This is a genomic window from Neobacillus cucumis (assembly GCF_023715505.1).
Genome location: NZ_JAMBOH010000004.1, coordinates 166,232 through 191,958, shown reverse-complemented (window position 1 = coordinate 191,958; position 25,727 = coordinate 166,232). Strand labels below are relative to the sequence as shown.

At 37.4% G+C, this 25,727-nt stretch carries 25 protein-coding genes and 1 other annotated feature; of the genes, 6 read left to right on the top strand and 19 right to left on the bottom strand.

Going from position 1 to position 25,727, the window contains the following annotated elements; all coding sequences use genetic code 11:
* Positions 1–14: 14 nt before the first annotated feature.
* A complete protein-coding gene (locus tag M3226_RS08285; RefSeq protein WP_251564272.1) occupies positions 15–188 on the top strand; it encodes a hypothetical protein in 174 nt (57 codons plus the stop codon).
* Between the two features lie 115 nt (positions 189–303).
* Here the strand turns inward: M3226_RS08285 and pepF are convergent, their stop codons facing one another.
* From pepF to spxA, 5 genes are all read right to left on the bottom strand, one after another.
* Positions 304–2,124, bottom strand: coding sequence for an oligoendopeptidase F (gene pepF / locus M3226_RS08280; RefSeq protein ID WP_251564270.1), 1,821 nt, complete (start codon positions 2,122–2,124; stop codon positions 304–306).
* Positions 2,125–2,270: 146 nt separating this feature from the next.
* Positions 2,271–3,464: a competence protein CoiA gene (locus M3226_RS08275; protein WP_251564268.1), complete on the bottom strand. Its 1,194-nt coding sequence runs from the start codon at positions 3,462–3,464 to the stop codon at positions 2,271–2,273.
* Between the two features lie 108 nt (positions 3,465–3,572).
* On the bottom strand, positions 3,573–5,084 hold the full coding sequence (cls, locus tag M3226_RS08270) for a cardiolipin synthase (RefSeq protein WP_251564539.1): 1,512 nt from the start codon (positions 5,082–5,084) through the stop codon (positions 3,573–3,575).
* Between the two features lie 76 nt (positions 5,085–5,160).
* Complete coding sequence (gene mecA, locus M3226_RS08265; RefSeq protein WP_251564537.1) at positions 5,161–5,832, bottom strand: adaptor protein MecA; 672 nt, start codon at positions 5,830–5,832, stop codon at positions 5,161–5,163.
* 271 nt (positions 5,833–6,103) lie between these two features.
* Entirely contained in the window at positions 6,104–6,499 is a 396-nt protein-coding gene (gene spxA / locus M3226_RS08260; protein ID WP_251564266.1) for a transcriptional regulator SpxA, read from the bottom strand.
* A 564-nt stretch (positions 6,500–7,063) separates the two neighbouring features.
* Between spxA and M3226_RS08255 the strand changes: the two genes are divergently transcribed.
* A complete protein-coding gene (locus M3226_RS08255) occupies positions 7,064–7,249 on the top strand; it encodes a hypothetical protein (protein ID WP_098528362.1) in 186 nt (61 codons plus the stop codon).
* Positions 7,250–7,327: 78 nt separating this feature from the next.
* On the opposite strand, the gene M3226_RS08250 is transcribed toward M3226_RS08255, so the two are convergent.
* The 5 genes from M3226_RS08250 to M3226_RS08230 form a co-directional block, all read right to left on the bottom strand.
* Complete coding sequence (locus tag M3226_RS08250) at positions 7,328–8,269, bottom strand: ABC transporter ATP-binding protein (RefSeq protein ID WP_251564265.1); 942 nt, start codon at positions 8,267–8,269, stop codon at positions 7,328–7,330.
* Positions 8,270–9,313: an ABC transporter ATP-binding protein gene (locus M3226_RS08245; RefSeq protein ID WP_251564263.1), complete on the bottom strand. Its 1,044-nt coding sequence runs from the start codon at positions 9,311–9,313 to the stop codon at positions 8,270–8,272.
* Positions 9,314–9,330: 17 nt separating this feature from the next.
* Complete coding sequence (opp3C, locus tag M3226_RS08240) at positions 9,331–10,359, bottom strand: oligopeptide ABC transporter permease (RefSeq protein ID WP_251564261.1); 1,029 nt, start codon at positions 10,357–10,359, stop codon at positions 9,331–9,333.
* Positions 10,360–11,289, bottom strand: a complete 930-nt coding sequence (gene opp3b, locus M3226_RS08235) for an oligopeptide ABC transporter permease (protein ID WP_251564260.1) — start codon at positions 11,287–11,289, stop codon at positions 10,360–10,362.
* Positions 11,290–11,401: 112 nt separating this feature from the next.
* Entirely contained in the window at positions 11,402–13,087 is a 1,686-nt protein-coding gene (locus M3226_RS08230) for a peptide ABC transporter substrate-binding protein (protein ID WP_251564258.1), read from the bottom strand.
* Positions 13,088–13,310: 223 nt separating this feature from the next.
* On the opposite strand from M3226_RS08230, the gene M3226_RS08225 reads away from it, so the two are divergent.
* Complete coding sequence (locus tag M3226_RS08225) at positions 13,311–13,667, top strand: DUF3899 domain-containing protein (RefSeq protein WP_251564257.1); 357 nt, start codon at positions 13,311–13,313, stop codon at positions 13,665–13,667.
* A gap of 56 nt (positions 13,668–13,723) precedes the next feature.
* Positions 13,724–13,979 (top strand) — a binding site (T-box leader).
* Positions 13,980–14,032: 53 nt separating this feature from the next.
* Positions 14,033–15,022, top strand: coding sequence for a tryptophan--tRNA ligase (gene trpS / locus M3226_RS08220; RefSeq protein ID WP_251564255.1), 990 nt, complete (start codon positions 14,033–14,035; stop codon positions 15,020–15,022).
* 59 nt (positions 15,023–15,081) lie between these two features.
* Here trpS and M3226_RS08215 read toward each other — a convergent pair whose 3' ends face one another.
* From M3226_RS08215 to M3226_RS08200, 4 genes are all read right to left on the bottom strand, one after another.
* Positions 15,082–15,828, bottom strand: a complete 747-nt coding sequence (locus tag M3226_RS08215) for a YjbA family protein (RefSeq protein WP_144567470.1) — start codon at positions 15,826–15,828, stop codon at positions 15,082–15,084.
* 193 nt (positions 15,829–16,021) lie between these two features.
* Positions 16,022–16,807: a DUF2268 domain-containing protein gene (locus tag M3226_RS08210; RefSeq protein ID WP_251564253.1), complete on the bottom strand. Its 786-nt coding sequence runs from the start codon at positions 16,805–16,807 to the stop codon at positions 16,022–16,024.
* A 133-nt stretch (positions 16,808–16,940) separates the two neighbouring features.
* Positions 16,941–18,179 carry a beta-ketoacyl-ACP synthase II gene (gene fabF / locus M3226_RS08205; protein WP_251564251.1) on the bottom strand — a complete coding sequence of 413 codons (1,239 nt, stop codon included), beginning with the start codon at positions 18,177–18,179 and terminating at the stop codon, positions 16,941–16,943.
* Positions 18,180–18,232: 53 nt separating this feature from the next.
* Positions 18,233–19,165 (bottom strand): beta-ketoacyl-ACP synthase III, encoded by a 933-nt coding sequence (locus tag M3226_RS08200; RefSeq protein WP_144567467.1) that lies wholly within the window; start codon positions 19,163–19,165, stop codon positions 18,233–18,235.
* A 204-nt stretch (positions 19,166–19,369) separates the two neighbouring features.
* On the opposite strand from M3226_RS08200, the gene M3226_RS08195 reads away from it, so the two are divergent.
* Positions 19,370–19,642 carry a hypothetical protein gene (locus tag M3226_RS08195; RefSeq protein WP_251564249.1) on the top strand — a complete coding sequence of 91 codons (273 nt, stop codon included), beginning with the start codon at positions 19,370–19,372 and terminating at the stop codon, positions 19,640–19,642.
* 19 nt (positions 19,643–19,661) lie between these two features.
* Here M3226_RS08195 and M3226_RS08190 read toward each other — a convergent pair whose 3' ends face one another.
* From M3226_RS08190 to M3226_RS08175, 4 genes are all read right to left on the bottom strand, one after another.
* On the bottom strand, positions 19,662–19,862 hold the full coding sequence (locus M3226_RS08190; RefSeq protein ID WP_261380761.1) for a ComZ family protein: 201 nt from the start codon (positions 19,860–19,862) through the stop codon (positions 19,662–19,664).
* 22 nt (positions 19,863–19,884) lie between these two features.
* Positions 19,885–20,832, bottom strand: a complete 948-nt coding sequence (locus M3226_RS08185; RefSeq protein ID WP_251564248.1) for a BMP family ABC transporter substrate-binding protein — start codon at positions 20,830–20,832, stop codon at positions 19,885–19,887.
* Positions 20,833–21,002: 170 nt separating this feature from the next.
* Positions 21,003–21,824, bottom strand: coding sequence for a hypothetical protein (locus tag M3226_RS08180; protein WP_251564246.1), 822 nt, complete (start codon positions 21,822–21,824; stop codon positions 21,003–21,005).
* Positions 21,825–21,904: 80 nt separating this feature from the next.
* Positions 21,905–22,627: a hydrolase gene (locus tag M3226_RS08175; protein WP_251564244.1), complete on the bottom strand. Its 723-nt coding sequence runs from the start codon at positions 22,625–22,627 to the stop codon at positions 21,905–21,907.
* A 183-nt stretch (positions 22,628–22,810) separates the two neighbouring features.
* On the opposite strand from M3226_RS08175, the gene M3226_RS08170 reads away from it, so the two are divergent.
* Positions 22,811–22,996, top strand: coding sequence for a YjzD family protein (locus M3226_RS08170; RefSeq protein WP_098528346.1), 186 nt, complete (start codon positions 22,811–22,813; stop codon positions 22,994–22,996).
* Between the two features lie 48 nt (positions 22,997–23,044).
* Here M3226_RS08170 and clpB read toward each other — a convergent pair whose 3' ends face one another.
* Positions 23,045–25,645 carry an ATP-dependent chaperone ClpB gene (gene clpB, locus M3226_RS08165; protein ID WP_251564242.1) on the bottom strand — a complete coding sequence of 867 codons (2,601 nt, stop codon included), beginning with the start codon at positions 25,643–25,645 and terminating at the stop codon, positions 23,045–23,047.
* Positions 25,646–25,727 lie beyond the last annotated feature (82 nt).

The following is a 25,727-nucleotide window of genomic DNA, read 5'->3' as shown; positions in this document are numbered from 1 at the left end:
AAGGTGGCTTTTAAATGGGCAAATTACCTTATATCATTATGATTCTTTTTATTGCGCTTGCCTTTTTTCTTAATCTCCTTGCATTAATTCACATTTTCCCTATGCTGCTAAGTGCGCCCATCCTGTTTATATCTATACTTATTTTTATTGTTTATCTAAATGATCGGAGACGTTTTAGAGGCTTTTAAATGGGTTGGAGCCTAAACGCTCCATCCCATTTTTAAAAGTACATAACCTTTGGTAATTGCCCTGATCTAGTGCCAATCGCTAGTTTGTTTTGCTAAACGGGCCCCTTCGCTGTTCTTAGGATAACAGTTTTTCTAATTCATTTAATTTTTCTTCAAATACCTTACAAGCATCCGCAATTGGAGCAGCACTGGTCATATCTACTCCTGCCTTTTTAAGAACCTCAATTGGATAATCGGAACTTCCTGCACTGAGGAATTCTTCAATATAACGCTTCACAGCAGGCTCGCCTTCTTCAAGAATCTGTTTGCTTAATGCTGTTGCAGCACTAAATCCTGTAGCATATTGATATACATAATAGTTGTAATAAAAATGCGGAATTCTTGCCCATTCCAAACCGATTTCCTCATCAATAACAATATCCTCTTCCCCGAAATACTTCTTATTTAATGCATAATAAGCTTCAGTTAAGGAATCAGCGGTCAATGCCTCATTATTTTGTGCCTTCTGATGAATTAAGTGTTCAAATTCAGCAAACATGGTCTGACGGAACACAGTCCCCCTAAAGCCCTCCAAATAATGATTCAGTAGGTAAATTCTTTTTTGTTCATCATCAATGGTTTTTAATAAATAGTCATTGAGCAGTGCCTCATTACAGGTGGAGGCTACTTCCGCCACAAATATGGAGTAATTACCATATGCATACGGCTGGTTTTTGCGAGTATAGTAACTATGCACGGAGTGGCCAAATTCATGAGCAAGCGTAAATAAATTATTTACATTATCCTGCCAGTTCATTAAAATGTAAGGATGCGTGCCATAGGCTCCGGATGAGTAGGCACCACTGCGTTTACCTTTGTTCTCATGAACATCCACCCAGCGGTTTTCGAATCCTTCTGTAAGGATATTTGAATATTCCTCACCTAATGGTGCTAGACCCTTTACCACTAAATCTTTTGCTTCCTCATACTTAATTTCCATTTTTACATCTTTCACCAGCGGTGTATACAAATCATACATATGAAGCTCCTCAAGTCCGAGTACCTTCTTACGGAGCTTTATATAGCGATGTAACAAGTGAAGATTTTCCGTCACTGTATTCACTAGGTTATCATAAACACTCTCAGGAATGTTATTCGCTGATAATGCCGCATGTCTTGCGGAATCATATTTCCGTATTCTCGCATTGAAATTATCCTTTTTTACATTCCCGCTTAGCGTACTTGCAAAAGTATTTTTAAAAGCTCCATAAGTCTTATAAACGGCGGCAAAAGCGTCACGTCTGACACGCTGATCTGCACTTTCCAAGAAGCGGCTGTAACGTCCGTGAGTTACTTCGACCTCCTCGCCGTTTTCATCTTGAATGGTGGGAAATTCTAAGTCTGCATTGTTCAACATACCAAAAGTATTACTAGAGGCATCCATTACTTCACTAGCTTCAGCGAGTAACGCCTCCTGTTCTGCACTAAGTACATGTGGTCTTTGTAAATTGATTTCTTCAATTGCATGTTGATATAATTTTAATTCTGCCTTTTCATTTAAGAAACTATTTACTTTCTCTTCGTCAATTGATAGAATTTCCGGAACAATAAATGCTAGCTGGCTGGCCGCTTGGGAATAGAGATTCTTCATCCTGTCATCTAAGCCTTGGTAGAAGGAGTTCGTTGTATCTTGGTCATAGCGCATATGGGAATATGTATAGAGCTTACCGATTCGTTCTAACAATTTGTCTTGAAACTGTAAAGCTTGATAGAGCGTTTCAGCACTTTCTCCTAGTTTTCCTTCGTATTGCTTTATCTCAGGTATCTCTTTCTTAATTTCTTGAAACTCTTTTTCCCAATCCTGATCACTCGCAAAAATATCTTCTAATTTCCACGTATCCTCAACAGGAATTTCACTTCTTGCTGGCAGCTGCTTTACTTTTGTTTCATTCGCCATTATTTATCCTCCATTCATTTTACTTGGAAATACTTACTATTAAATTATTCTCCTTATTTTGCTTATATCCTTTAAAAACAAATCGAAATACCCTCCTACTATATTATGCCCATATGGGGGTTATTAGTATTAATTTCCCACTTCTATCATCTTGATTGCACATTTTCATATTGGGCTAAGAAATTCTGTTTTGCTTCTTCTCTTTCACGGTTGGTATGAGGGATTAGAATTTTCTTTTGCACTTCAAATATCCTGTCACCTTTCTTTTTAAGGAAATTTATTTTCACAAGAAGTTCTAGATACTCAATCATTGCCGTAAACGGAGTTGCATTTTTCACTTGTGGCAGATGACGAACTATGATCTGTTTTTTTTGGACTCTTTTTTGATAGGAAGTGTTAACCTCTTTGAGCGTGATTAAATCTTTGGTATTTTTGTGGGCTAAAATATCGACAAACAAATAGGTTTGCCAAATAAACGGAGGTGTTTGAATAAGGACAGAATGGGCAACTGGCAGACCAATTTCAGGAGGAAACAGGAAGATATTTAATCCTTGGTTATAAATCTCCTGCAAAAAGGGCTTATGCTCGGTCCTTGGATGAAGGGCCCAGTTAAACATATATCTTTCCACTTCCCTATTCCAGCTTGACTGGGAAATGGGATGGTCATTCTGTGGTTCTAGTATAGCATCCAGCTCAATGGTTTGAATTGGTAGTGATGAAAGATGTGCGAAAGAATTTTTTATGGAGAAGGGAGTAATTGATTCCACTAATTGAAAGAGTTGTTTATCGGGGCAATAAGCAGGGATATAAAGTTTCCCGGATGATGCAGTTCTTAAAAATGAATATTGGAAGTTTGACAATGTAATAAGATCTTTTCGTTTTTGATGAAGATGGCTGCTAGATATGACCCATAACGGGGTATAACCATTTTCTAAATAAGTATTAGTTCTTTTCGTCAAAACTTTATCAGGTAATGTAGAACATTGATATTCTAATGCATACCTTTGGCCATTATATTTAAACATAATATCGGGCCGCTGCTGGATGTTTCGATCATAATACTCAAGAACTGATCCTATATTTTGTTTGAGAAGCCACTGAAAAAGCTGCCTCTTCCCCTCTAGATGCTCATAAGTTTCATTCTCGTAAAGTTCACGGCATTGACTACTTTGTTTATGGGCAAAGTGAAAGATTCTTTGATCCCCCAGTCTCAGCAAAACTGTTTCCCTACAGACTGGACAAACAAATTCCTCCTTATCGCGCAGTGACATAAGTGTTTCCTTCTTGTAATCAAACCCTAAGCAAATCTTTTTCCCAGTTTTGGTTAATGCAGTTAACAAAACATTCCCCTCCTTTTATATCTATCAATTCGACTATCCCCCACCATAATCCTTTTAATTATTAAAAAACTCGCCGGTTTTTCGACGAGTTTCTACATTTTCATATAATTAAAGTAGTGGTGATAATAACCTAGCGGTTGATTCTAAAATTCTAAAACCAATATGCCTTTGCTGAAAGGTTTTCATATCGAGCTGTCTAGCATACTTTAAATCATTGGTGTACTCTTCCACAAGCTCTTCCGTACTTTTAGTTCGGAATAAAAATGCATTCACTTCAAAATTCAAGTGAAAACTCCTCATATCCATATTAGAGGTTCCAATCGAAGCGAGTTCGTTGTCGACAATTATAATTTTACTATGCATAAACCCGCGCTCATATTCATACACTTTTACCCCAGCTTCAAGCAATTCTGGAAAATAGGATCTTGATGCATGAAAGACGATTCGTTTATCTGGGCGATTTGGCACAAGGAGTCTTACATCGACACCACTCAGGGCTGCCACTTTAATTGCTGAGAATATATCTTCATCTGGGATAAAATATGGGGATGCAATCCAAACAGATTTTTCAGCTGATGCAATCATGGAGAAAAAGATATTTTTAATGACGCTCCATTCATTATCAGGCCCCCCTGCAATAAGCTGTACACCACCATGACGTTTATTATCTAATTGAGGTGAAAGGTATTCCGCTGTTAGAAAGCTATGATTGGTCATATAATACCAGTCTTGTAAAAAGATTAATTGGAGTGTACGGACTGCTTCGCCCTTCAGCATTAAATGGGTATCACGCCAAAACCCAATTTCTTCGTTTCTCCCTAAATATTCATCCCCGATGTTCAACCCGCCTACAAATCCAATGGTCCCATCAATGACAATAATCTTTCGGTGATTACGGAAGTTAAATTTATTATTTAAAAAAGGCAATTTTACAGGCCCAAACGAAACAGCTTCAATACCCGCATTTCTTAAATCATTAATGTAGCTTTTAGAAAGCTGCCAGGAGCCGACCGCATCAAAAAGAAATCGAATCTTAACACCTTCACTTGCCTTTTGAATTAATATTTCTTTAATTTCCTGACCGATCAGATCGTGACGAACAATATAATATTCAAGGTGAATATGATGTCTTGCCCTTTTTAGTTGTTCGGTAATGTGTCGAAAGGTTTCCTCTCCATTTGTTAAAACTTTTGTAGAGGTATCAAAGGAAATCGGACTATTCCCCAGTTTCTGAGCCAGCCTAAATAATTTCCCCTGATGTTGCCCCATTAAACTGAGTTTCTCCTGACTCCTTAGATCGTCCTCTCCCTCAACGGTTAGAAACGCTTGCTTATCAAGGAAATATTTCTTTCTAAACATCCTTTCCTTTCGATAATTGCGCCCGAACAATAAATAAAAAATAAACCCGATTAACGGAAAACTTCCTAAAACCACTAGCCAGGTAATGGTTTGTGTAGGATGACGATTCTCAAAGAAAATGACAAACCCTATAAAAATAACAGACAGTGTAATTAAAACACTCAAGAATCCGAAGATGCCGCTTTCCAGTTGGTCTTTAAAATAAAACAATAATCCGGATAAAATAGCTAAAAATAAGACCACCCTAACCGTGTTTTTCAGTGCACTCACCTGCCAAAATTTTCAAATATATCCAATGATAAAAAGACCGATTTCAAATGTGAAATCGGTATAATTATTAGCTAAAATATTTTCGTATTTCCGAGAATACGTCTTTCGGCATAATCTCTTTACCGTATTCTTGAATTCGATGAATGGTAAGCTGTGTCTCGTAACCATATTCCAATAAAATACTGAGAATATCATCTATTTCATCTTCTTCATATACATCTTCGGGAAATTCAGTATATAAATAATATTTTCCATCAAAGTGATAAAGCTTTGTATCTAAATTATCTAAACCTTCTCGATTTGATAAGCTAATAATATCTTCAAAATCCTTAAAGGCAAGTAGGAATTCCAAAGTCTCTTCCTCTAGCATTAATTCATCTTCATCTGTATGATGATGACTAAAGTGCTGATCTAAGATCTCTTCAATTTTGTCATCAACGGGAATGTCCTTTATTTTGTCATTAGGGATAGGGAGCTCAAACTTTTGTCCGTCTTTTGAGAGTTGGGCCTTGGTAACAAGAACCTCTAACCCCTTATCAAGTGCTTGGACTTGGATCCATAGTGGGCCTTCAACAACAAAATCTTCCTCACCATGAACTTCATCCATCATTTCCCAAAAGAGTTCCTCACTGCGCTCTCGATTGTACCAGATTTCTTCGCGATCAAAGCCTCTCTCCTCAATATCACCGTAGGAAATGTAGAATTTCACAGTATATTCATCAATTCGTTCAATCTCCATCATAACCTCTCCCTTCCGTTTCCGTATTGAAGGGACAAATACCCCCAAGCAGATAATACTATTATGATTGACATCTAAAAAAGGAAATACTCTTGTACTTTCATTTTATGACAAAAGTACTTATATGGGAAATAAAAAAAAATAAAATCTTAAAAACCGTTAGTTAGCCTAATGATTAATATAAGATATTCCCTTAATCATAGCAAAATGAATGATAATATTCAAATTAAATGCGTATAGAAAAAAAGACCTTCATAAGAAGGTCTTTTATTTAATTAACCATTTTTTGCGCTTCACGCAACTGAAAAGTTCTAACCCTTCTAGGTAAGAAGCGTCTGATTTCGTCCTCATTATAACCAACCTGTAGACGTTTTTCATCAATAATGATTGGGCGGCGTAACAAACCAGGATTTTCTTTTATTAATTTAAATAAATCCTGTAATGGCATTAAATCCAAGTTTACATCTAACTTTTGAAAAGTTTTTGACCTTGTAGAGATGATCTCATCCGTACCATCTTCAGTCATTCGTAAAATTTCCTTAATCTCGTCCATGGATAATGGCTCAGAGAAGATATTTCTTTCAGTGTATGGAATTTCATGTTCTTCTAACCATGATTTTGCTTTCCTGCATGATGTACAACTTGGTGAAGTGTATAGTGTAACCATCCGTTCTTCACACTCCTCTTTAATTTACATACTTGTAATCTTATATAGTCATGTACCCATTTTTATTGTGGAAGAAACCCTTTTTTTCGTAATTAAAATAATTATAAATAAGTAATTTCTATCATAAATTATACACCACTGTCTCAAAAAAAGGTATCCCTTTTTTGAAAAATAATATCCACAGAAGCTAATTTCAATTTATTTGGTTACATGGTATTAGACGAATAATTTTCTAAAAGGTTTCATATTTTTTTCCATTATAAAGCTTCTACATTTAAAAAAATTACTTCCAACATTAAAATCTTCGTATTCAGCACCTTTCTATATGGGTAATTGCCATACGGAAAGGTGCATGCTTTTTTACTGCCTTCATTTTAAAAGTCTAATCTTAATTTACTCTTAACTTCAATTCTCAATTAAATGGCACTAAATGAAAACGCATTCATTAATTGATGAATTTCTATAATTTTTACTTTCAATAAATTACGAGTTCTTTTACAATAAAATAAGGGAAGGTTTATAATCAGATCGTTTTCTTTAATTAACTTAATGGAGGAATTCATGATGGGTGCTTACATAACAGATTTGATGATCGTTGCTTTATTAATTATTGGCATTACTGCTTTAATGGGTGTTATAACCAATGGTATTGGGGAAAAAATATTCGGTGGTAAGCGTAGAACTGAATTTACTGATGAAAGTGCGAAATACCGGACTGGATGGAAAATGGTTGGCGGTAAAAAAAATTAAATTATAAAAGCGGAAGCGTCTTCCTTTCATACCTGTAGATAAAAAACGATCTCAATTGTAAATCGAGATCGTTTTTTTCTATTTCTTAGAATTTTCTTGAATTTGTTTGAATTCTTTTTCTGAACAAAGGACAAAGTGCCCGGGAGTTACTTCCCTAAATTCAATGGATTCATTATCTGCATAATTGTGACATGCAGGATCATAGGTTTTACGTTTTCTTGTTCGCTCACTAATTGGATCAGGAGCAGGTATTGCTGATAATAGTGACTGTGTATATGGGTGAAGTGGATTTTTATAAAGCTCATCTGCAGGTGCAAGCTCGACCATCTTACCAAAATACATTACACCGATCCGGTCACTTATATATTTAACCATTGATAAATCATGGGCAATAAATAGATAGGTTAACCCTTTTTCTTTTTGAAGCTTTTTCATTAAATTAACTACTTGTGCTTGAATTGATACGTCTAATGCAGAGATTGGTTCATCAGCAATAATAAATTCAGGCTCAACAGCTAGCGCTCTGGCAATTCCAATTCGTTGTCGCTGCCCTCCGCTAAATTCATGTGGATAGCGATTGGCGTGCTCTCTATTTAAACCAACAGTTTCCAGCAGCTCATATACACGGTTCATGCGCTCTTCTCGCGTTTTTGCCAAACCATGAATATCGATTCCCTCTGCAATTACATCGGCAATCTTTAACCTTGGGTTTAGTGAAGCATATGGATCCTGAAAAATCATTTGCATTTTACGGTTGAATTTTTTTAAATCATTTTTTGATTTTTTTCCATGTACGTTTATACCGTCATATAAAACCTCGCCGCCAGTAGCATCATATAATCGGATAATCGTACGGCCCGTTGTAGATTTTCCACATCCTGACTCACCTACTAATCCCATTACTTCTCCTTGGTATATATCAAAAGAAACATTATCTACCGCTTTAACCTCATTTGGTTTTCCTTCATTAAAATATTGCTTTAAATTTTTGATTTCAAGCAGTTTCTTTCCTTCAGCCATTTACTTCCCCCCCTTTACCCCTTGGTATTGACTTTGGCGCCTCTTCACTGTCTCTGGAGGTTCAACCTTTGGTGCGTCGGGATGCAATAGCCATGTTGCAGCATAATGTGTTTCTGAAACCTTAAAGAAAGGAGGCTCTTGTACTAAATCAATTTTCATAGCATAAGGATTACGAGGTGCAAATGCATCCCCTTTTGGCGGATCTAATAAATCAGGAGGTGTTCCTGGAATGGAATATAGCTCTTCATCATCTGTTTCCATGTCAGGCATTGAGCTTATTAGTCCCCATGTATACGGATGCTGCGGATTGTAGAAAATCTCATCCGAGGTCCCAATTTCTACAATCTTACCTCCATACATTACCGCCACCCTATCAGCAACATTTGCCACAACTCCAAGATCATGTGTAATAAAAATAATCGAAGTATCAATCTTCTTTTGCAGATCTTTCATTAATTCAAGGATTTGGGCTTGAATCGTAACGTCAAGTGCAGTTGTAGGTTCATCAGCGATCAGAACTTTAGGATTACATGCAAGTGCAATCGCGATAACTACCCTTTGTCTCATTCCTCCTGAGAACTGATGAGGATATTGATTCACCCGAATTTCAGGCTTGGGAATTCCCACAAGTCTTAGAAGCTCTATTGCTCTTTCTTTTGCCGCATGTTTGCTCATATTTTGATGTTTTATTAACGGCTCCGTGATTTGATTTCCTATTTTCATAGTTGGGTTTAGTGAAGTCATCGGGTCTTGGAAAATCATTGATATTTCATGACCGCGGATCTTTTGCATTTGCTTATCTGACAACTTCGTTAAATCCTTCCCACCAAAAAGGATATGACCACTTTTAATCTCAGAATTTTGTGCAGGAAGCAGACCCATGATTGATTTAGACGTAACCGATTTACCAGAACCAGATTCACCAACAATCGCCAAAGTCTCCCCTTTTATTAAATCGAAGCTGACACCGCGAATAGCTTTTACCTCACCTGAAAAAGTATGAAACGATATATTTAAATCCTTAACTTCTAAAATTTTATCCATTCTTATTCACCTGCCTTCTAATCACGCATTTTTGGATCAAGGGCATCCCGTAATCCATCAGCTACTAAGTTAAAGCAAACCATAATTACTGCAATCATGATTGATGGAACAACCATCTGATATGGAAAAGCAATCATTGATTTAAATCCGTCATTCACCAATGTACCTAAAGATGCGTTTGGTTCTTGAAGCCCTAAACCGATAAAGCTTAAGAACGCTTCAAAAAAGATCGCATTTGGAATAGAAAACATCGTGTTAATTATGATAACACCAAACATGTTTGGAATCATGTGTTTAAAGATAATTGAACTATTTGAGGCACCCAATGTTTTAGCTGCCAGTACAAATTCCTGGTTTTTAAACTTCAGCACCTGCGCACGAACAACACGAGCCATACTCGTCCAACTTGTAAGTGTGATTGCAATGATAATTGGGGTTATTCCCGGCTTCAATACAAGAATCATTAATACCGCAACGATTAAGTTTGGAATCCCAACTATAACCTCGAGAATCCGCTGCATGACACTATCTACTCTTCCACCAATATAACCAGAAACAGCTCCATAGGTTACACCAATAAGCATATCGACTAACGCAGCCATAAATGCAATGAAAAGAGAAATTTGCGTACCTTTCCAAAGACGGGCAAAAATATCCCGGCCAAGGCCGTCTGTCCCCAGCCAATAATATTCTTTAACATTGCGGACTTCATAAGCATTATATTCGGTACCGTTTCTTCTAGTTAAGGTACCATCAAACGGAAGCCAATGGACATTTTCTAAACCTTGAACACGCGGCGGCAGATTATTATTTTTGGCAACTTGCGTATCAAATTGGTATGGCGTTAAATATGGACCTACTAATGCCAATATTACCAAAATGACGATTACTACCAAACTGACAACAGCACCTTTATTTTTTCTAAGCCTAAGCCATGAGTCCTGCCAAAAATTTAAGCTTGGCTTAGCAATTTTTTCACTTTTGGAAGGATCGATATTGGCAGGTGCAAACATTTCTTTTGAGATGCTAGTTTCTTTGTTTACCATTTAACTCTTCCCCCCCGAAATCCGTATACGCGGGTCAATAATACCGTAAAGAATATCGACTATTAATATTACAAATACGAATAATACTGCAAATAATATATTTGTACCCATAATGACTGGATAGTCATTTACCATAATTGATTTTACGAATTGTTCTCCAATACCTGGAATTCCAAAGATATTCTCTATTACTAAAGAACCTGTCATAAGGCTGACAGTTAACGGACCCATTACTGTTACTACTGGAATTAAAGCATTACGCAGTGCATGCTTTAAACTAATTTGCCAAAAGCTGGCCCCTTTTGCTTTAGCCAAGGTAATGTAATCTGAACCTAAAACTTCAACCATTTCTGTTCTCATGAAACGGGCCGCAATAGAGATTGGAAACATCGCTAAAGCGATTGTAGGAAGTACTGTGTATTCCGGCCCTCTCCAAAACATAACTGGGAACCATTCTAATTTAACGGCGACATAATATTGTAGTAATCCCGCAAAAATAAAAGAAGGAATAGACTTTCCAATAACAGCTATGAAAGTTGCACCATAGTCTACCCAAGTATTTTGTTTCAGCGCACCGATAACTCCTAATAAGATCCCTAATAGTGCCCCTACAACCATTGACTGCACACCAAGAATTGCGGAAGGTTGGATTCGCTGGGCAAGAAGTTCTGTGACAGGGGTATTGTTAAATTGGAAGGAGATACCTAAATCACCTTTAAACATATTCACCATATAATGAAAGTATTGTACTGGCAATGGATCACTTAATCCATACTTGGCATTCAGAATATTACGTTGGGCTTCCGTGAGTTTTTCCCAGTTATTAAAAGGCGTACCTGGAATTAATTTCATGAGGAAAAAGGTTATAGATACAACAATGAATAAAGTTAAAATCATGTAGAAAATCCGTTGTAAAAGATATTTCGCCATGCCTACACCTCCTAATTAATTGAATTTTCGACTTTGTTCGACAATTCTGATACAGGTAAAAAGAGAGTATATTGAATAATATACTCTCTTCTTATTTGATTAGAAATTGATACTATTTATACACTTTAACCCATTGGAAACTGAAATCAGAATAGGCATTGTGTTGCAAACCTTTTACTTTTGGATTAACTAGTAGGTTTACCGCACGCTGATAAAGCGGTGCAAATGCTGCATCATCTTCTAATAGAATTTTTTCAGCATCTTGAAGAGCTTTCCAACGCTCATCAGCTTTAGCAGCTAAAGGACCTTGTGCATCCCTAATTAATTTATCATATTTTGGATTTCCGTAGCTCATGTGGTTTTGGCCGCCGCCAGTTAAGAATAGATCCATGAATGTCATTGGATCAGCATAGTCAGGTCCCCAACCAGCATGTAATATATCATAATCTTGTTTATCTTCACGGTCAATACGAATTTTAAAAGGAACACTTTGGATATTAACTTTCATTCCTGGCAGTGTTTTCTCCAATTGGTCTTTAATGAACGCATCTTCTTTCTTCGCAGTCTCAGTATCTTGACCAACGAAGGTGAAAGTAACATCTTTAAGTCCAGTTTCTTTTAGACCTTGTTCCCAAAGCTTCTTTGCTTCATCCTTATCAGTTTTTAGATAAGATCCCGCTCCATCACGGAAGTCTTTGCCATTATTGAATGCAAACTCTTTTGGTACAAGGTAATTGGCTGCGACAGAACCGTTAGCCAGCACGTCCTTAACAAGTGATTCTTTATCAATTGCTAATGCAATAGCTTTACGAATATTCACGTTTTTCAACGCAGGGTTCTTTTCGTTCATCTTCAACCACCACATAGATGGTTCGAGGTAACGAACTAATTCTTCCGCACCTTCATATTGAGAAATAATCGCTGCTTGTGCAAGCTTTGGAGTGATATCCGCTTCACCAGCAGAGAATGCATTAACAGATGCCTGAGGATCTTTTGAAACATTAAAGTTAATTTTCGTTAATGTTACGTTTTTAGCATCCCAATAATCAGCATTCTTTTCCATAACCCATTCAGTTGCCTGCGGGCCATCCCATTTTGTCATTTTAAATGGACCACTGTATAACAGGTGGTCAGCATCTTTTGCATAGTTAGCGCCTTGTGACTCAACATACTTTTGGTTTTGTGGATAGAAAAGTGAGAATGTCAAGAAAGACTCGATGTACGGTAGTGGTCTTACTAACGTAACTTCTAATGTATAATCGTCAACTGCTTTAACACCTAAATCTTCAACTTTAGCCTTACCATTTACGATCTCAGTCGCATTTTTGATTTTATCCATCATGAAATACGGGCCGTATGGTGAAGCTACCTTTGGATCAATCGCACGGCGCCAAGAATAAACAAAGTCATTTGCGGTAACAGGGTCACCGTTTGACCATTTTACATTGTTTTTTAATTTAATGGTCAATACTGTTTTATCAGCATTAAATTGAGGTTCACCATCAGCAACATCAGGAATTACTTTAGTACCGGTTTGATCTAAACGGTATAACCCTGCTGTTACCTGTGTTACCATCTCGCTGCCAAGTACATCTTCGTTCATAACGCTATCCATGTTAGGAATTTCAGCAGATTCAAGAACGTTTATTTCCTGCGAATCAGCTAATTGCTCTGAATCACCAGTGTTTTTACTATTAGACGAACTTGTGTCTTTCTTATCGCCGCCAGAACATGCTGCTAAGAACATGCTAAGTACTAGTGATAGTACTAAAAGTAGTGAAAGTTTTGATTTCTTCACTAGTAGACCTCCCTTTTCTATTATTCTGAAAAATTACTACATTCTCTATTATACATATTTTTAACAAATTGTACATTACTTTTTGAAAATTAAATTACATTTTCCAAACATACATTACATAATGATTACAATTGACTATGATATAATTTAGACTTATACAGTAATTTTTTGTATACTTTGCATTTGATATACCTGTTAAATCAATCTTTTTGGGGGGAATCTCTTGAAAACGAACTTCAAGAAAAACCTAATAATTCTTTCAATTACGCAGTTAATGATTGTCATAATCTCGCTTATTTTCCACCATAATATCACCTTAAATAGCTATATCGATATATCTTTTTTCGTTACTGCAGGGTACATTTTGTTATCTTTACTGCTCTTCACCATCCATAGCGGATTTTATGATGTCATGTCAAAATCATTTAATTATGTGTTATCACGGAAGGAAGAAAAAAGGAGATTCGAGGACATTCCAGGATTATCGGAATTAATCACAATAAATGAAAAGCCCCTCCTTCTTCATGGGCTGATTACTGGTCTGTTGATGACAGCCGCTCTAATTGTCTATTATGCTTAACTAACTTGAAATCAATGTTTGCTTTCAGCTATAATGTGACTAACCGCATAAAAATTTTAAAAGCATTGATAAAGAGTAGTACGTATTTCCCTTCGATTCAGAGAGTTTGTGGCCGGTGAAAACAAACACGAAAAAATACGGAATGGACTTTTGAGCCTCTGCCTGAACCTTTTATCCTTTGGGATTGAATCAGTAGGAGCAGACGTTAACCTTGCGTTAAGAGGAATTCAAAATATCTATAATAGATGTTTTGAAACTGAGTGACTCATTTTGAGTAATTTAGGGTGGTACCGCGAACCATTCGTCCCTATAGTTTTTTAGGGATGAATGGTTTTTTTTATATATTTTTAGGAGGAAGAAACACAATGAAAACAATTTTTTCAGGTATTCAGCCAAGTGGCACCATAACACTTGGGAACTATATTGGGGCTATGAAACAATTCGTAGAATTACAACACGAATACAATTGTTTCTTTTGTATTGTGGACCAGCACGCCATTACAGTGCCCCAGGATCCACAAACACTTAGGAAAAATATCCGTAGTTTAGCTGCCTTATATCTTGCTGTTGGAATTGATCCGGAAAAGGCAACTTTATTTATTCAATCTGAGGTTCCTGCTCACGCACAAGCTGGATGGGTTATGCAATGTATTTCCTATATAGGAGAACTTGAGCGGATGACACAATTTAAGGATAAATCATCAGGTAAAGAAGCCGTTTCTGCAAGCTTGTTAACTTATCCGCCGTTGATGGCAGCTGATATCCTTTTATATAACACAGATCTTGTTCCTGTTGGTGAGGACCAAAAACAGCATATGGAGTTAACAAGAGATTTGGCGGAGAGATTTAATAAAAAATATAATGATATTCTTACCATTCCTGAAATCAGCTTACCTAAGGTCGGTGCCCGTATTATGTCACTTCAAGAACCGACAAAAAAGATGAGTAAGTCCGATCCGAATAAAAAGGCGTTTATTACTCCTTTAGATGAGCCAAATCAAATTGTGAAGAAAATTAAGAGTGCGGTTACAGACTCGGAAGGAATTGTTAAGTTTGACGCGGTGAATAAACCTGGCGTTTCTAACCTGTTATCGATATATTCCATTCTTGGCGGAAAAACAATTGAAGAGCTGGAAGAAATGTACGCTGGAAAAGGCTACGGGGATTTCAAAGGCGATTTGGCAGAGGTAGTGGTTGATTTTCTAAAACCTATCCAAGAGAGATACTACAATTTGTTAAAATCAAATGAGCTGGATGATATTTTAGACCGCGGAGCTGAAAAAGCCAACCAGGTTGCCAGCAGAACATTGAAGAAGATGGAAAATGCGATGGGGCTAGGCAGGAAGAAAAGATAAATAACTAAAAGCCTGACGGGCAAAAGGTATGCGGGACATACCTTTTGCAGTCAGGCTTTTTAATTAACCTTTGGACCGTGTTCCATCTCCCAAAGTTTTTCAAAGAAGGGCTGCCCTTTTATTAAATTTTCACAGAATGTTTCATGGCGTTTTGACCAGCCATACTTTGTTTCTTCAAATAATTGTTCCCAAGCTTCTTCAAAATTCATTTCTTGAATGGTAGAATATTGCTCTGGACACCATTCAGTGTACCAATACCTTACCTCTGCTTGATTGTTGGAAGTTAAAAGTTGATCAAGTGCCATAAATAGTAGTTGTTTTAACTGTCGTTCTTTTCTTGTTAACCCTCTCATCAAATCCGGTTCTGGTGATAGTATATGAAAGTCCTTTGTTTTAGGCTGGGCGTAAAAATGATATGGTTTCGCTTCATGCTGGCTTATCATTTCGTAAACAAGCTGTTCCTGTCTAGGTATTAATCTGCTTTTTCGAATTGGAATATTGTAGCCAATTGTATCAACTGCTAATATTCCCGTCCCGTCCGTAACTACGAAGCAATAGTCCATTTGAATTCTTTCATGGTTTTTTCTTAAGTATGCTTTTTGATAAATATCATCGAGAAGCTGTTGAGGTAACTCGGATAGATCATTCTCAATATAATCAAAAAGAAGCGGCTCAACTTTAAGTAGCGGCACTTGATCTAACAGCTCTACTCCGTCATCCTTACGCCATTCATGAAAGTGGCAAACATTATATCCATTTTCTTCACCTTCAAACCAATTTACCCAAACATCATGAAGATACAACATGTACATCCCCTCACTTCAAGAAACTATTTGTCAATCAGTATGGTCAGACCTCAGTTAAATTATTCCTCTATATATATTTTGATCCAATTCCATTTTAAAAAGTCATATCCATAAAAAACTACCACTCGTCATGGTAGATTTTGGATTGGTTTGAGGGAATTCATCGGTCTCTAATAAATCATTCAATTATTAACTAAAATAGATCCATCCCTTTTAGATAACTTTCAGCAGGTGTAGTGAAAGATAACTTTGTAGAATAATGGCTCTTTTTGTAATAATTTTCAATAAGATAAAATCCTGCTGCATAGCCTAATAGTCTGGGAACCCTTCCACCTCCATATAGGAGTTCATCGTGTACTCTCTCCTTTTTGTTTATTCCTAGCTGATTTTTAAGATATCGATTCCAAAACTTTTTTATCTCCTTTTCAGAATACATACCGCACCAGGCGGCTAAATATTCACTCCCGCAATATTTTAATACAGTATATTCTGCCAGCCCTTCAATTATTAGAGAATCTAGTAGCGTGTAGTCCCCTATATTCTTATCTAACAAGCGCATTCTGCAAACATGATGGTATTCATGAACAAAGAGTGCTTCGACATCTTTCGGATTATCATAATTCGATAGAAATAGAAACATTTTATCCGGGAAGGACACCCCCGCTTTTCCTTTTTCCTCTTTTTTAAAAAAACCGCCAGCCTGTGCAATCGGAAAGAGGAAAATAGGGATATCCGGACCACTCCATCTATTTTTATATTTAGCGAAAATTTTTTCTACTTTATCCCATGACTGCTGTTTGAGCATCTCTAGTTGATTTTTTTTAGTGGATCGAGACGGCTGGTACATTCCAAAATGCATTAACTCGCGATATATTTCTCTTTCTGTTTGCCCTTTAAAATAAGGAAGAAGCTTTTCACAAATTTTTAATGGATTATCAAAATCCTCCTCAAGCCATTGATCAGTCCTAATGATTCCCATTCCGTCACCCCATAAACGTATTTACGTCTTCTGGCCATTTTATGAAATTTTTTTTAATAAGTTCGACCAATCATGGGGAGTATCATTAAAAACAAAAAACAGGCCAAACTTTGCGTCAGGCCTGTATCTTCTCTTATTCGTATTTTTTAAAGACTATTGTGGCGTTGTGACCGCCAAAGCCAAGTGAATTGCTCATCGCTGCTTTGATTTCTTTCGAGCGTGCTGTATTTACTACATAATCCAAATCACACTCTGGGTCAGGTGTCTCATAGTTGATAGTTGGTGGAAGGATACTATCTCTCATCGCCAATACAGTAAAAATTGCTTCTACTCCCCCTGCAGCACCGAGAAGGTGGCCTGTCATGGACTTTGTCGAACTGATTGCAAATTTATAGGCGTGATCACCGAATACTTCTTTTACTGCAAGTGTCTCATACTTATCATTATAATCCGTACTGGTTCCATGAGCATTAACATAATCAATATCCTCTGGTGCTAAACCAGCGTCATTTATCGCCATTTTCATCGCCCGGGCACCACCTTCACCGCCTGGTGCTGGAGCAGTAATATGATAGGCATCTCCAGTTGCTCCGTATCCGACAATCTCAGCGTAAATTTTTGCTCCGCGTGCTAGGGCATGCTCTAATTCTTCTAATACCACGATACCCGCACCTTCACCAATGACAAATCCATCGCGATTTTTATCAAATGGTCTGCTGGCAGTTTTAGGATCTGGATTTGTTGAAAGGGCAGTATTCGCACAAAATCCTGCAACTGACATTTTCGTAATCGGTGCTTCTGCTCCGCCCGTTACCATCGCATCGGCATCTCCACGCTGAATGACCTTAAATGCGTCACCAATGGAGTTAGTTCCTGTTGCACACGCTGTTACTGTACATGAATTGAAGCCTCTGGCACCAAGTATAATAGAAACTTGACCTGTTGCCATATCAGGAATCAACATTGGAACAAAGAAAGGACTTACGCGCTTATATCCTCTTTTTTGGAATATTTCAAATTGGTTTTCAAATGTTTCCATCCCGCCGATACCCGAACCAATCCAAACACCCACTCTATGTGAGTTTTCTTCATTTATCGTCAAATTGGCATCCTGAACTGCCATTAATGCCGAGGCAACAGCAAACTGTGTAAAACGGTCCATTTTACGTGCGTCTTTTTTATCCATAAAAGCTTCCGGATTAAAGTCTTTTACTTCGGCAGCGACCTTTGCCGGGTATTCATCTGCATTTACTCTTGTCATCGGTCCGACACCGGACTTACCTTCTAGAATCCCTTTCCATGTGGTCTCAACATCGTTTCCAAGCGGTGTGACTGCACCAATTCCTGTAACAACGACCCTTCTCTTTTCCATTTAGACATCTCCTTTTTCAATCTATTTATCCAAAAATAATAATCATTCGTCCCTTATTTTCCCCAGCGCATCGCAATGGCGCCCCAAGTTAAGCCGCCGCCAAAGCCAACCATAACAATTAGGTCATCATCTTTGACTCTACCTGCTTCAATATCCTCTATCAATGAAATAGGAATGGATGCGGCTGAAGTATTACCATATTTATTTACCGTCTTTGACATCTTTTCGATTGGTAATTCCAATCTTTGTCTTGATGCCTCCATAATCCGAATGTTTGCTTGATGCGGGATTAAGAAATCGACATCTTCTTTTGTTAACCCCGCTTTTTCAAGTACATTTATACAACTTTCTCCCATTTGTCTAACAGCAAATTTAAAGACCTCTCGGCCATTCATGATAATGTACTCGTCTTGATATAGGTGTTTTGACCCAGTTCCATCAGCACCTAATTCAAATGATAAGATCCCACGATTTTCAGAAACAGGTCCAATAATGGCTGCACCGGCACCGTCGCCAAATAAGACAGCAGTATTCCGATCATTCCAGTCAGTTATCTTTGAAAGCTTTTCAACACCTACAACTAATACATATTTGTAAGCCTGGGACTCAATAAATTGTTTACCTGTTATAATACCGTACATAAATCCAGCACATGCAGCACTAATATCCATTGCTGCCGCTTTTGTAGCGCCTAATCTTTCTTGGATTCGGCAAGCAACGGATGGAAATGGAGAATCAGGTGTTACAGTCGCTACCAATATTAAATCAATATCCTTCGGGGTTATACCGGCATCTTGGATTGCTTTTTGAGCAGCAGCAAATGCCATATCAGATGTGGTTTCATCATCGGCAGCTATTCTTCTTTCTTCAATCCCTGTCATGGTTCTTATCCATTGATCAGAGGTATCCATCATCTTTTCTAAATCATGATTGGTGAGAATTTTTTCAGGTAAATATCTGCCCATTCCAACAATACCAGCTCTCATTATTCCATCTCCTTTAATTTTTGATCAGACCCTATCTATTTTTTAGGATTAATATCAATTATTATGACTTGGTACTAATTTTATCAAACTCCTCCTCTTTTAAGCAACTGTTTCTTCCTAATTATAATCCGCTAATGTGCATACCTTTTATTTGTTGACACATATTCTACATTAAAAGGTATTTTTAGGGGAGGAAGGAAAGGTATGGCAGATTTTGAGGATGGGCAGGAATTTGAAAATCAAGAAGAAAGGGAAGAGCAGATAAAGGAAGACCGATTTACTAATTTAATGTTTGGCCCTAGGAGTGATAACAATGGGCAAAAATCTCAGCACCATTCAGAACCTAAACAAGATTCTAGCATTGATTATGAGGCACTAATGACGAATATCGATACTTTAGTTGATTCAGTTCGCGGGTTAAGGCCATTGTTTAATAAAGTATACCCATTCATTGAGCAATTATGGAAAAAAAAATAAGCTGCCAACAACTGGCAGCTTATTTACTTAGACTCTCCTTAAGAGCATCCTCCTTACCAAGCTCGTATGCTTCCTGCATTACCTTAGAGAATAAATTCATAAAGGGCTGAATGAGCTCCATGGACAGTTCAACACCTGCTTGATCTAATTGCTCTTTTGCTTCCGGTAAATATTTCATTGCGATTTGCATAAATTGTAGTGTATTGTCTTGATTGTTCACTTTATGTACTCCTTTGATTAAATTATTTAGGTAATTCTCCTGTTTTCTTATAGTGGTCAATTTGCCGATTCAATTGACCAATAAATTCCTTCGAGACCAATGGGCTAAACTTCCCAAGGGAAATAACGTTATCTTGAAAATCATATGAAAGATTACCGGAATGTAAATTCCCATTACTATATTGCTCTGCAACCTTTACATACAATTTGTTAACCTGTTGAATGGTACTTGTTAAAACAGTTGATTCACCTAAATCAGACTGTTCAGAAACATAGCCAATCACATATAACCCGTGTTCTTTGACCTGCTCGATAACAGGTACATTAAATCCATTCCCTGCTGGGTAGACCACATCGACACCATTTTTCAGCATTTGGTCGGCCAACTGAATTGCTTTCTGCTTGTCATCCCAATTTTCAACATATTCAATACTAACCTTGGTATCTTTATTTTCTGCCAATGCCCCTTGATAAAACCCTTCAATTTCTGGCTGCCATTCATATGCGGCCAAAACACCGACCTTATTAGTATGGGACATATGGGCTGCAACCATTCCACCGAAAAAACCCATTGCATGGGATTTAAAGGTTAAACTGGTGGTGTTCTTGTTCTTTGCATCACCGTTAAAGCTGACAAAGTGGATGTTAGGATACTGTTTTGAAATATTATTAAAGAATTCGGCGTACTCAGATCCATGACCAAAAATAAGATTTACACCTTTTTGGTCAAATTCTTTCACCGCTTGTTCGACCACAGCCTGAGAAGTCATTCCTTCTTTATAAAATACTTCCACATGAAATTTCGATTGGATTTTTAGCATCCCATTAAACCCCTTTGTTCCCCACACCTGGTCATTGATCGTTTCAGGGACTAACAAGCCAACCTTATATAACTTTCCCGAAGCTTTTGGTTCTCCGCATGCCGCCAGTAGGAGAAGACATAAGAGAATGATACCGAAACGGTTTACCATTTGCTGCAACCCCTTTGTACGACACCCTTTCCATTATATACCCAAATTGTAAAATACGTCTTGTTTTCTTTCTATTTTAACCCTAGAACAATTAATTGAAAAGTCTCGAATACCAACTTGTTCAGTGTATTTAATTAGGAATTATTCCTTATTAAGCACATTAGAAAAATTTAAATTAAACGCTTCACTATTTCTATTTGTTCTTCAATCGAATTATTGAATGGGGTTACCCTTTTTACTGTTACTCGTTTAATCGTTTTATCTATTTCCAATTGTTCAGATTGTACACCTTCTATAATCACTTTATCTAATTTCAACTGCTCCGCACACTGAACCCAATAATTCTCTTTACCGCTTTCTATCAAAAAGTTCATATTGTCCACAGCATCTGAATTTTCGCTCGATGCCAGTATAGCTTCGACCGCATCATCCACAAATAGGATATCGCCAGTCCATTCTCGTTTACTTGCCCTAATTACGCTATCGTCCCTTTTTGCCATCAGTGCTTGTTGGAAAGTAAACATGGACGGCTGCCAAGGACCATAAATGGCTGGTAAATAATAAAAACGGTTTTTCTTCCGCCAGGCAATCGCATGCTCAATAAATGTCCGCAAAGCCTGTGCCTCATTAGAAATTAGTAATTGGATTGGCAGGATGAATATAATATCAGTCAGATTTTTATTTTTTTCAATATATTGTTCTAAGCTTGTAACGGTTTGTTTTTGTAAAATGGTTTCAGTATTCAAGATATATAAATCGTAAAGTGAAATGATCAACGTTGTTTTAGCGGTGTCATCTTCTCTGTAAGCATCTAATTGTGATATGGAGATTTCCTTAAAGTTTGCATTCCTGCCTACCTCCAGCCTTTTCTCCTCAAGAAACGGAGCTTCACCAATATGAAGGCCAATAACCTCTAAACCCTTATTTAAGAGCGTACTTCCCATATGAAAACTAACAAAATTATAAATACCAAAAATAATAGCCTTGTCCATTACATCTTCCTCCCCAAAATAACCTTAATGAATCCTATGCTCTATTAATAGGAATTATTTCATTTTGGGGAGGCTTACCATTATAGTACTGATTCATGACTGTTAAAAAATTTGATAACCATGGTTCCGAGCTGAGGTTTTTTTTCGGGTAGAATGAAGGTTGGATCTATCTTTGGGGTATTAAGGATTTTTTGATAAAGTTTTGATTGAGTGTACGATCTCCCGCCAGCTAAAACTTGGATAATCCTTATCGGACAGTCAAAATCAAGATGAACCATTTCTTCCATGTTGAATATTTCATTTTCGAGGGTAGACTGGTCGAGTTGATGTGCAGCAATTAATTCCCTCATTAATTTTTTATAAAAGAACTTATGCTCTTTTTCTTGTTCTAAATGATGTTTTAGGGAAAGAATGGGATTAAGCAGGACTACTGAACGAATTGACCCCTTCATCTTTTCTAATAGCTTTACAGCCACTAACGCCCCCATTCCTTCTGCTAAAACATGAATTTTATTATTAAGAATTTCACTTCTAATTACATGCTGATATAACCTTTGAGCAAGCTCGACAGCATTTTCGCTCCCCCAGTTTCGCCCATAAAGATTTGAGGAAAAAATGGTGTACCCGGCATCTTTTAATTCATTGATAATTGCCTGCTTTCCTTCGTTTTGCGTCCAAAAGCATTTGCTTTCATCGACAAAGTGCCTTTCATCTCCAATTATTAGGATCCCAAATCCTGTAGGCATTTCGGGGTAATGAATGATATTCCATTGGGTATCCATCTGAAAATTACGATTCTCCATCGCTAAATCTCCTTTTACATAATTCCTCAAGGTATTGTATGCCGTTTCACATAAGTTGAAAGGGAGTTTGCCCATTTTTTTCAGAACTTGAAAACATAAATCAGAAAATTGTTTTTTATATATTTTTTCTGTATTGTATGGTAGTATTTAAATTAATGTATAATAAGTAAGAGGTGAAAATGAGTGCGTATTTTTTGGACTTTTTTCTGGTCTTTCCTTTTAGTGCAAATGCTTACATATGTTGTTAGTTCAATGACAGCCGGTGCAGAATATAATTTTGCTCAAGGTTCTATTGCTGCTGTTGGGGTAACCATATTAATTCTCATTGCTACAGCTGTGATTCCAAATGAACCTGTAGAAAATCATTAATAAAAAAGGTCTTCCAAGCAAACTGGAGGACCTTTTTTTCTGTTTTAACTACTTTTCTTGTACTTTTATAGATACCTCACCCTCAGCAATGGAGATGTCAACCGTTGATTGATCATGTATCTTCCCTGCAATGATTTCACGTGCAAGCTTCGTTTCGATATTCCTTTGGATATACCGTTTCAAAGGCCGTGCCCCATAAATAGGATCAAATCCATTTACAGCAATAAATTCCTTCGCATCTTCACTTATCGTGATATTAATTTGCTGCTGTTTTAACCTATTTTGCAAATCGATCAGCATCTTTACAACAATATTCTTTATCTCCCCTAATGATAAAGGTTTAAAGAGGATCGTCTCATCAATTCGATTTAAGAATTCCGGTCGGAAATGAGACCTTAATTGACTCATGACCTTCTCCCTTGTTTCATCTGAAATTTCAATCTCATTTTCACTTCTATCGAGTAGGAAGTGGGAGCCGATATTGGAAGTCATAATAATGACGGTGTTTTTAAAATCTACCACTCGACCTTGCGAATCAGTAATTCGGCCATCATCAAGGGCCTGCAAGAGAATATTAAATACTTCCGGATGCGCCTTTTCTATTTCATCCATCAAAATAACAGAATAGGGTCTTCTTCTTACAGCTTCTGTCAACTGGCCTCCTTCTTCATACCCTACATATCCCGGAGGTGCACCAATTAATCGAGAAACCGCATGTTTCTCCATATATTCCGACATATCTATTCTTATTATATGCTCTTCACTGTCAAATAAGGACTCAGCGAGCGCCTTCGCAAGTTCTGTTTTCCCTACGCCAGTCGGACCTAAAAATAAAAATGATCCAATTGGACGGTTCGGGTCTTTAATACCAGCCCTCGCTCTTAAAACCGCATCCGACACCAAGCTAACTGCCTCATTTTGGCCTATCACCCGTTGATGAAGAATGGATTCTAATTTAAGTAATTTTTCTCTTTCCCCTTCGACTAGCTTGGAAAGTGGTATTCCTGTCCATCTTGAGACGATATTTGAAATTTCCTCCCCAGTTACTTCTTCACGGAGCAGCCGCTCATTCTTTTCTGATTTTTCCTCCAATTGTTTAAGTTCTTTTTCCATTAAAGGGATTTGTCCATGTCTTAATTCAGCTGCCCGATTTAAATCATATCGATCTTCTGATGCTTGAAGCTCGCGGCGAAGTTTTTCAAGCTGCTCCCTTTTCTCCTGCAATTTTTGAATGGTTTGTTTCTCCTGCATCCATTTTGCCTTCATCGTATCTGCTTGTTCTTTCAAATCAGCCAGTTCTTTTAATAAGGATTCAAGTCTTAATTTACTTCCTTCATCACTTTCTTTCCGAAGTGCTGCCTCTTCAATTTCCAGCTGCATGACCCTGCGTGTCACTTCATCAAGTTCCGTAGGCATGGAGTCAATTTCCGTACGAATCATGGCACAGGCTTCATCGACAAGGTCAATTGCCTTATCAGGTAAAAACCGGTCTGTAATATAGCGGTCTGACAATGTGGCCGCTGCCACTAAGGCATGATCGTGAATCTTTACCCCATGATGAACCTCAAAGCGTTCCTTTAGTCCCCTTAATATGGAGATTGTATCTTCTACATTTGGTTCTTGAACCAATACTTGCTGAAAACGCCTTTCAAGGGCAGGATCTTTTTCTATATATTTCCGGTGCTCATCAAGTGTCGTTGCCCCAATACAATGAAGTTCCCCTCTGGCAAGCATCGGTTTTAACATATTTCCGGCATCCATGGCCCCTTCAGTTTTACCTGCACCAACAATGGTGTGAATTTCGTCGATAAATAACAAAATACGTCCTTCGCTTTTCTTAATTTCATTTAAGACCGCTTTAAGCCGTTCCTCAAATTCACCGCGGAATTTTGCCCCGGCAATTAATGCACTCATGTCTAATGAAAAAATAGTTTTATCCTTAAGTCCTTCTGGAACATCTTTTCTCACAATTCTTTGGGCTAATCCCTCGACAATTGCTGTTTTCCCAACCCCTGGTTCACCGATTAAGACAGGATTATTCTTTGTTTTACGTGATAAAATTCTAATCACATTACGAATTTCAGCGTCTCTGCCGATGACTGGATCGATTTTGCCGCTTGTTGCTTCAGCTACAAGGTCTCGGCCATACTTTTTAAGAGCATCATATCCCGCTTCTGGATTTTGTGATGTCACTCTTTGGTTCCCCCTTATTTCCTTTATTGCTTTTAAAATCATTTCCGGTGTTAGACCGTATGTTTGAATGATTTTTTTCATATGTGAATCATTTGCATAAACGGCAGCTAACAGTATGTGTTCAACAGAAATGAATTCATCCGAAAATTTAGATGCAAACTCCTCGGCACTTACTAGTAACTTTTGCAGTTTAGAGGTAATATAAAGTTTTCCCTGTTCGACACCGCTTCCTGTTACCTGTGGTTTTTTGGTTAATTCTCCCAATAAAGACTTCTTTACCCTATCCGCCGGTAAGCCTGCTTTTTCTAAAATAGCAGCAATTAAACTATCTTCCTGATTTATAAGCGATAATAACAAATGAAGTTCATCAATCTCTTGATGATTTTCCTTTATCGCTAAAACCTGTGCATCCATAATGCCATTTTGCATACGCTCTGTCATTCGGTTTAGGTCCATTTCCCTCACTCCTTTTTGACCTTTTTTGACCTATTAATATTATTATAAAAAATTTATTAGAATAAGTAAAATAATGACAGAA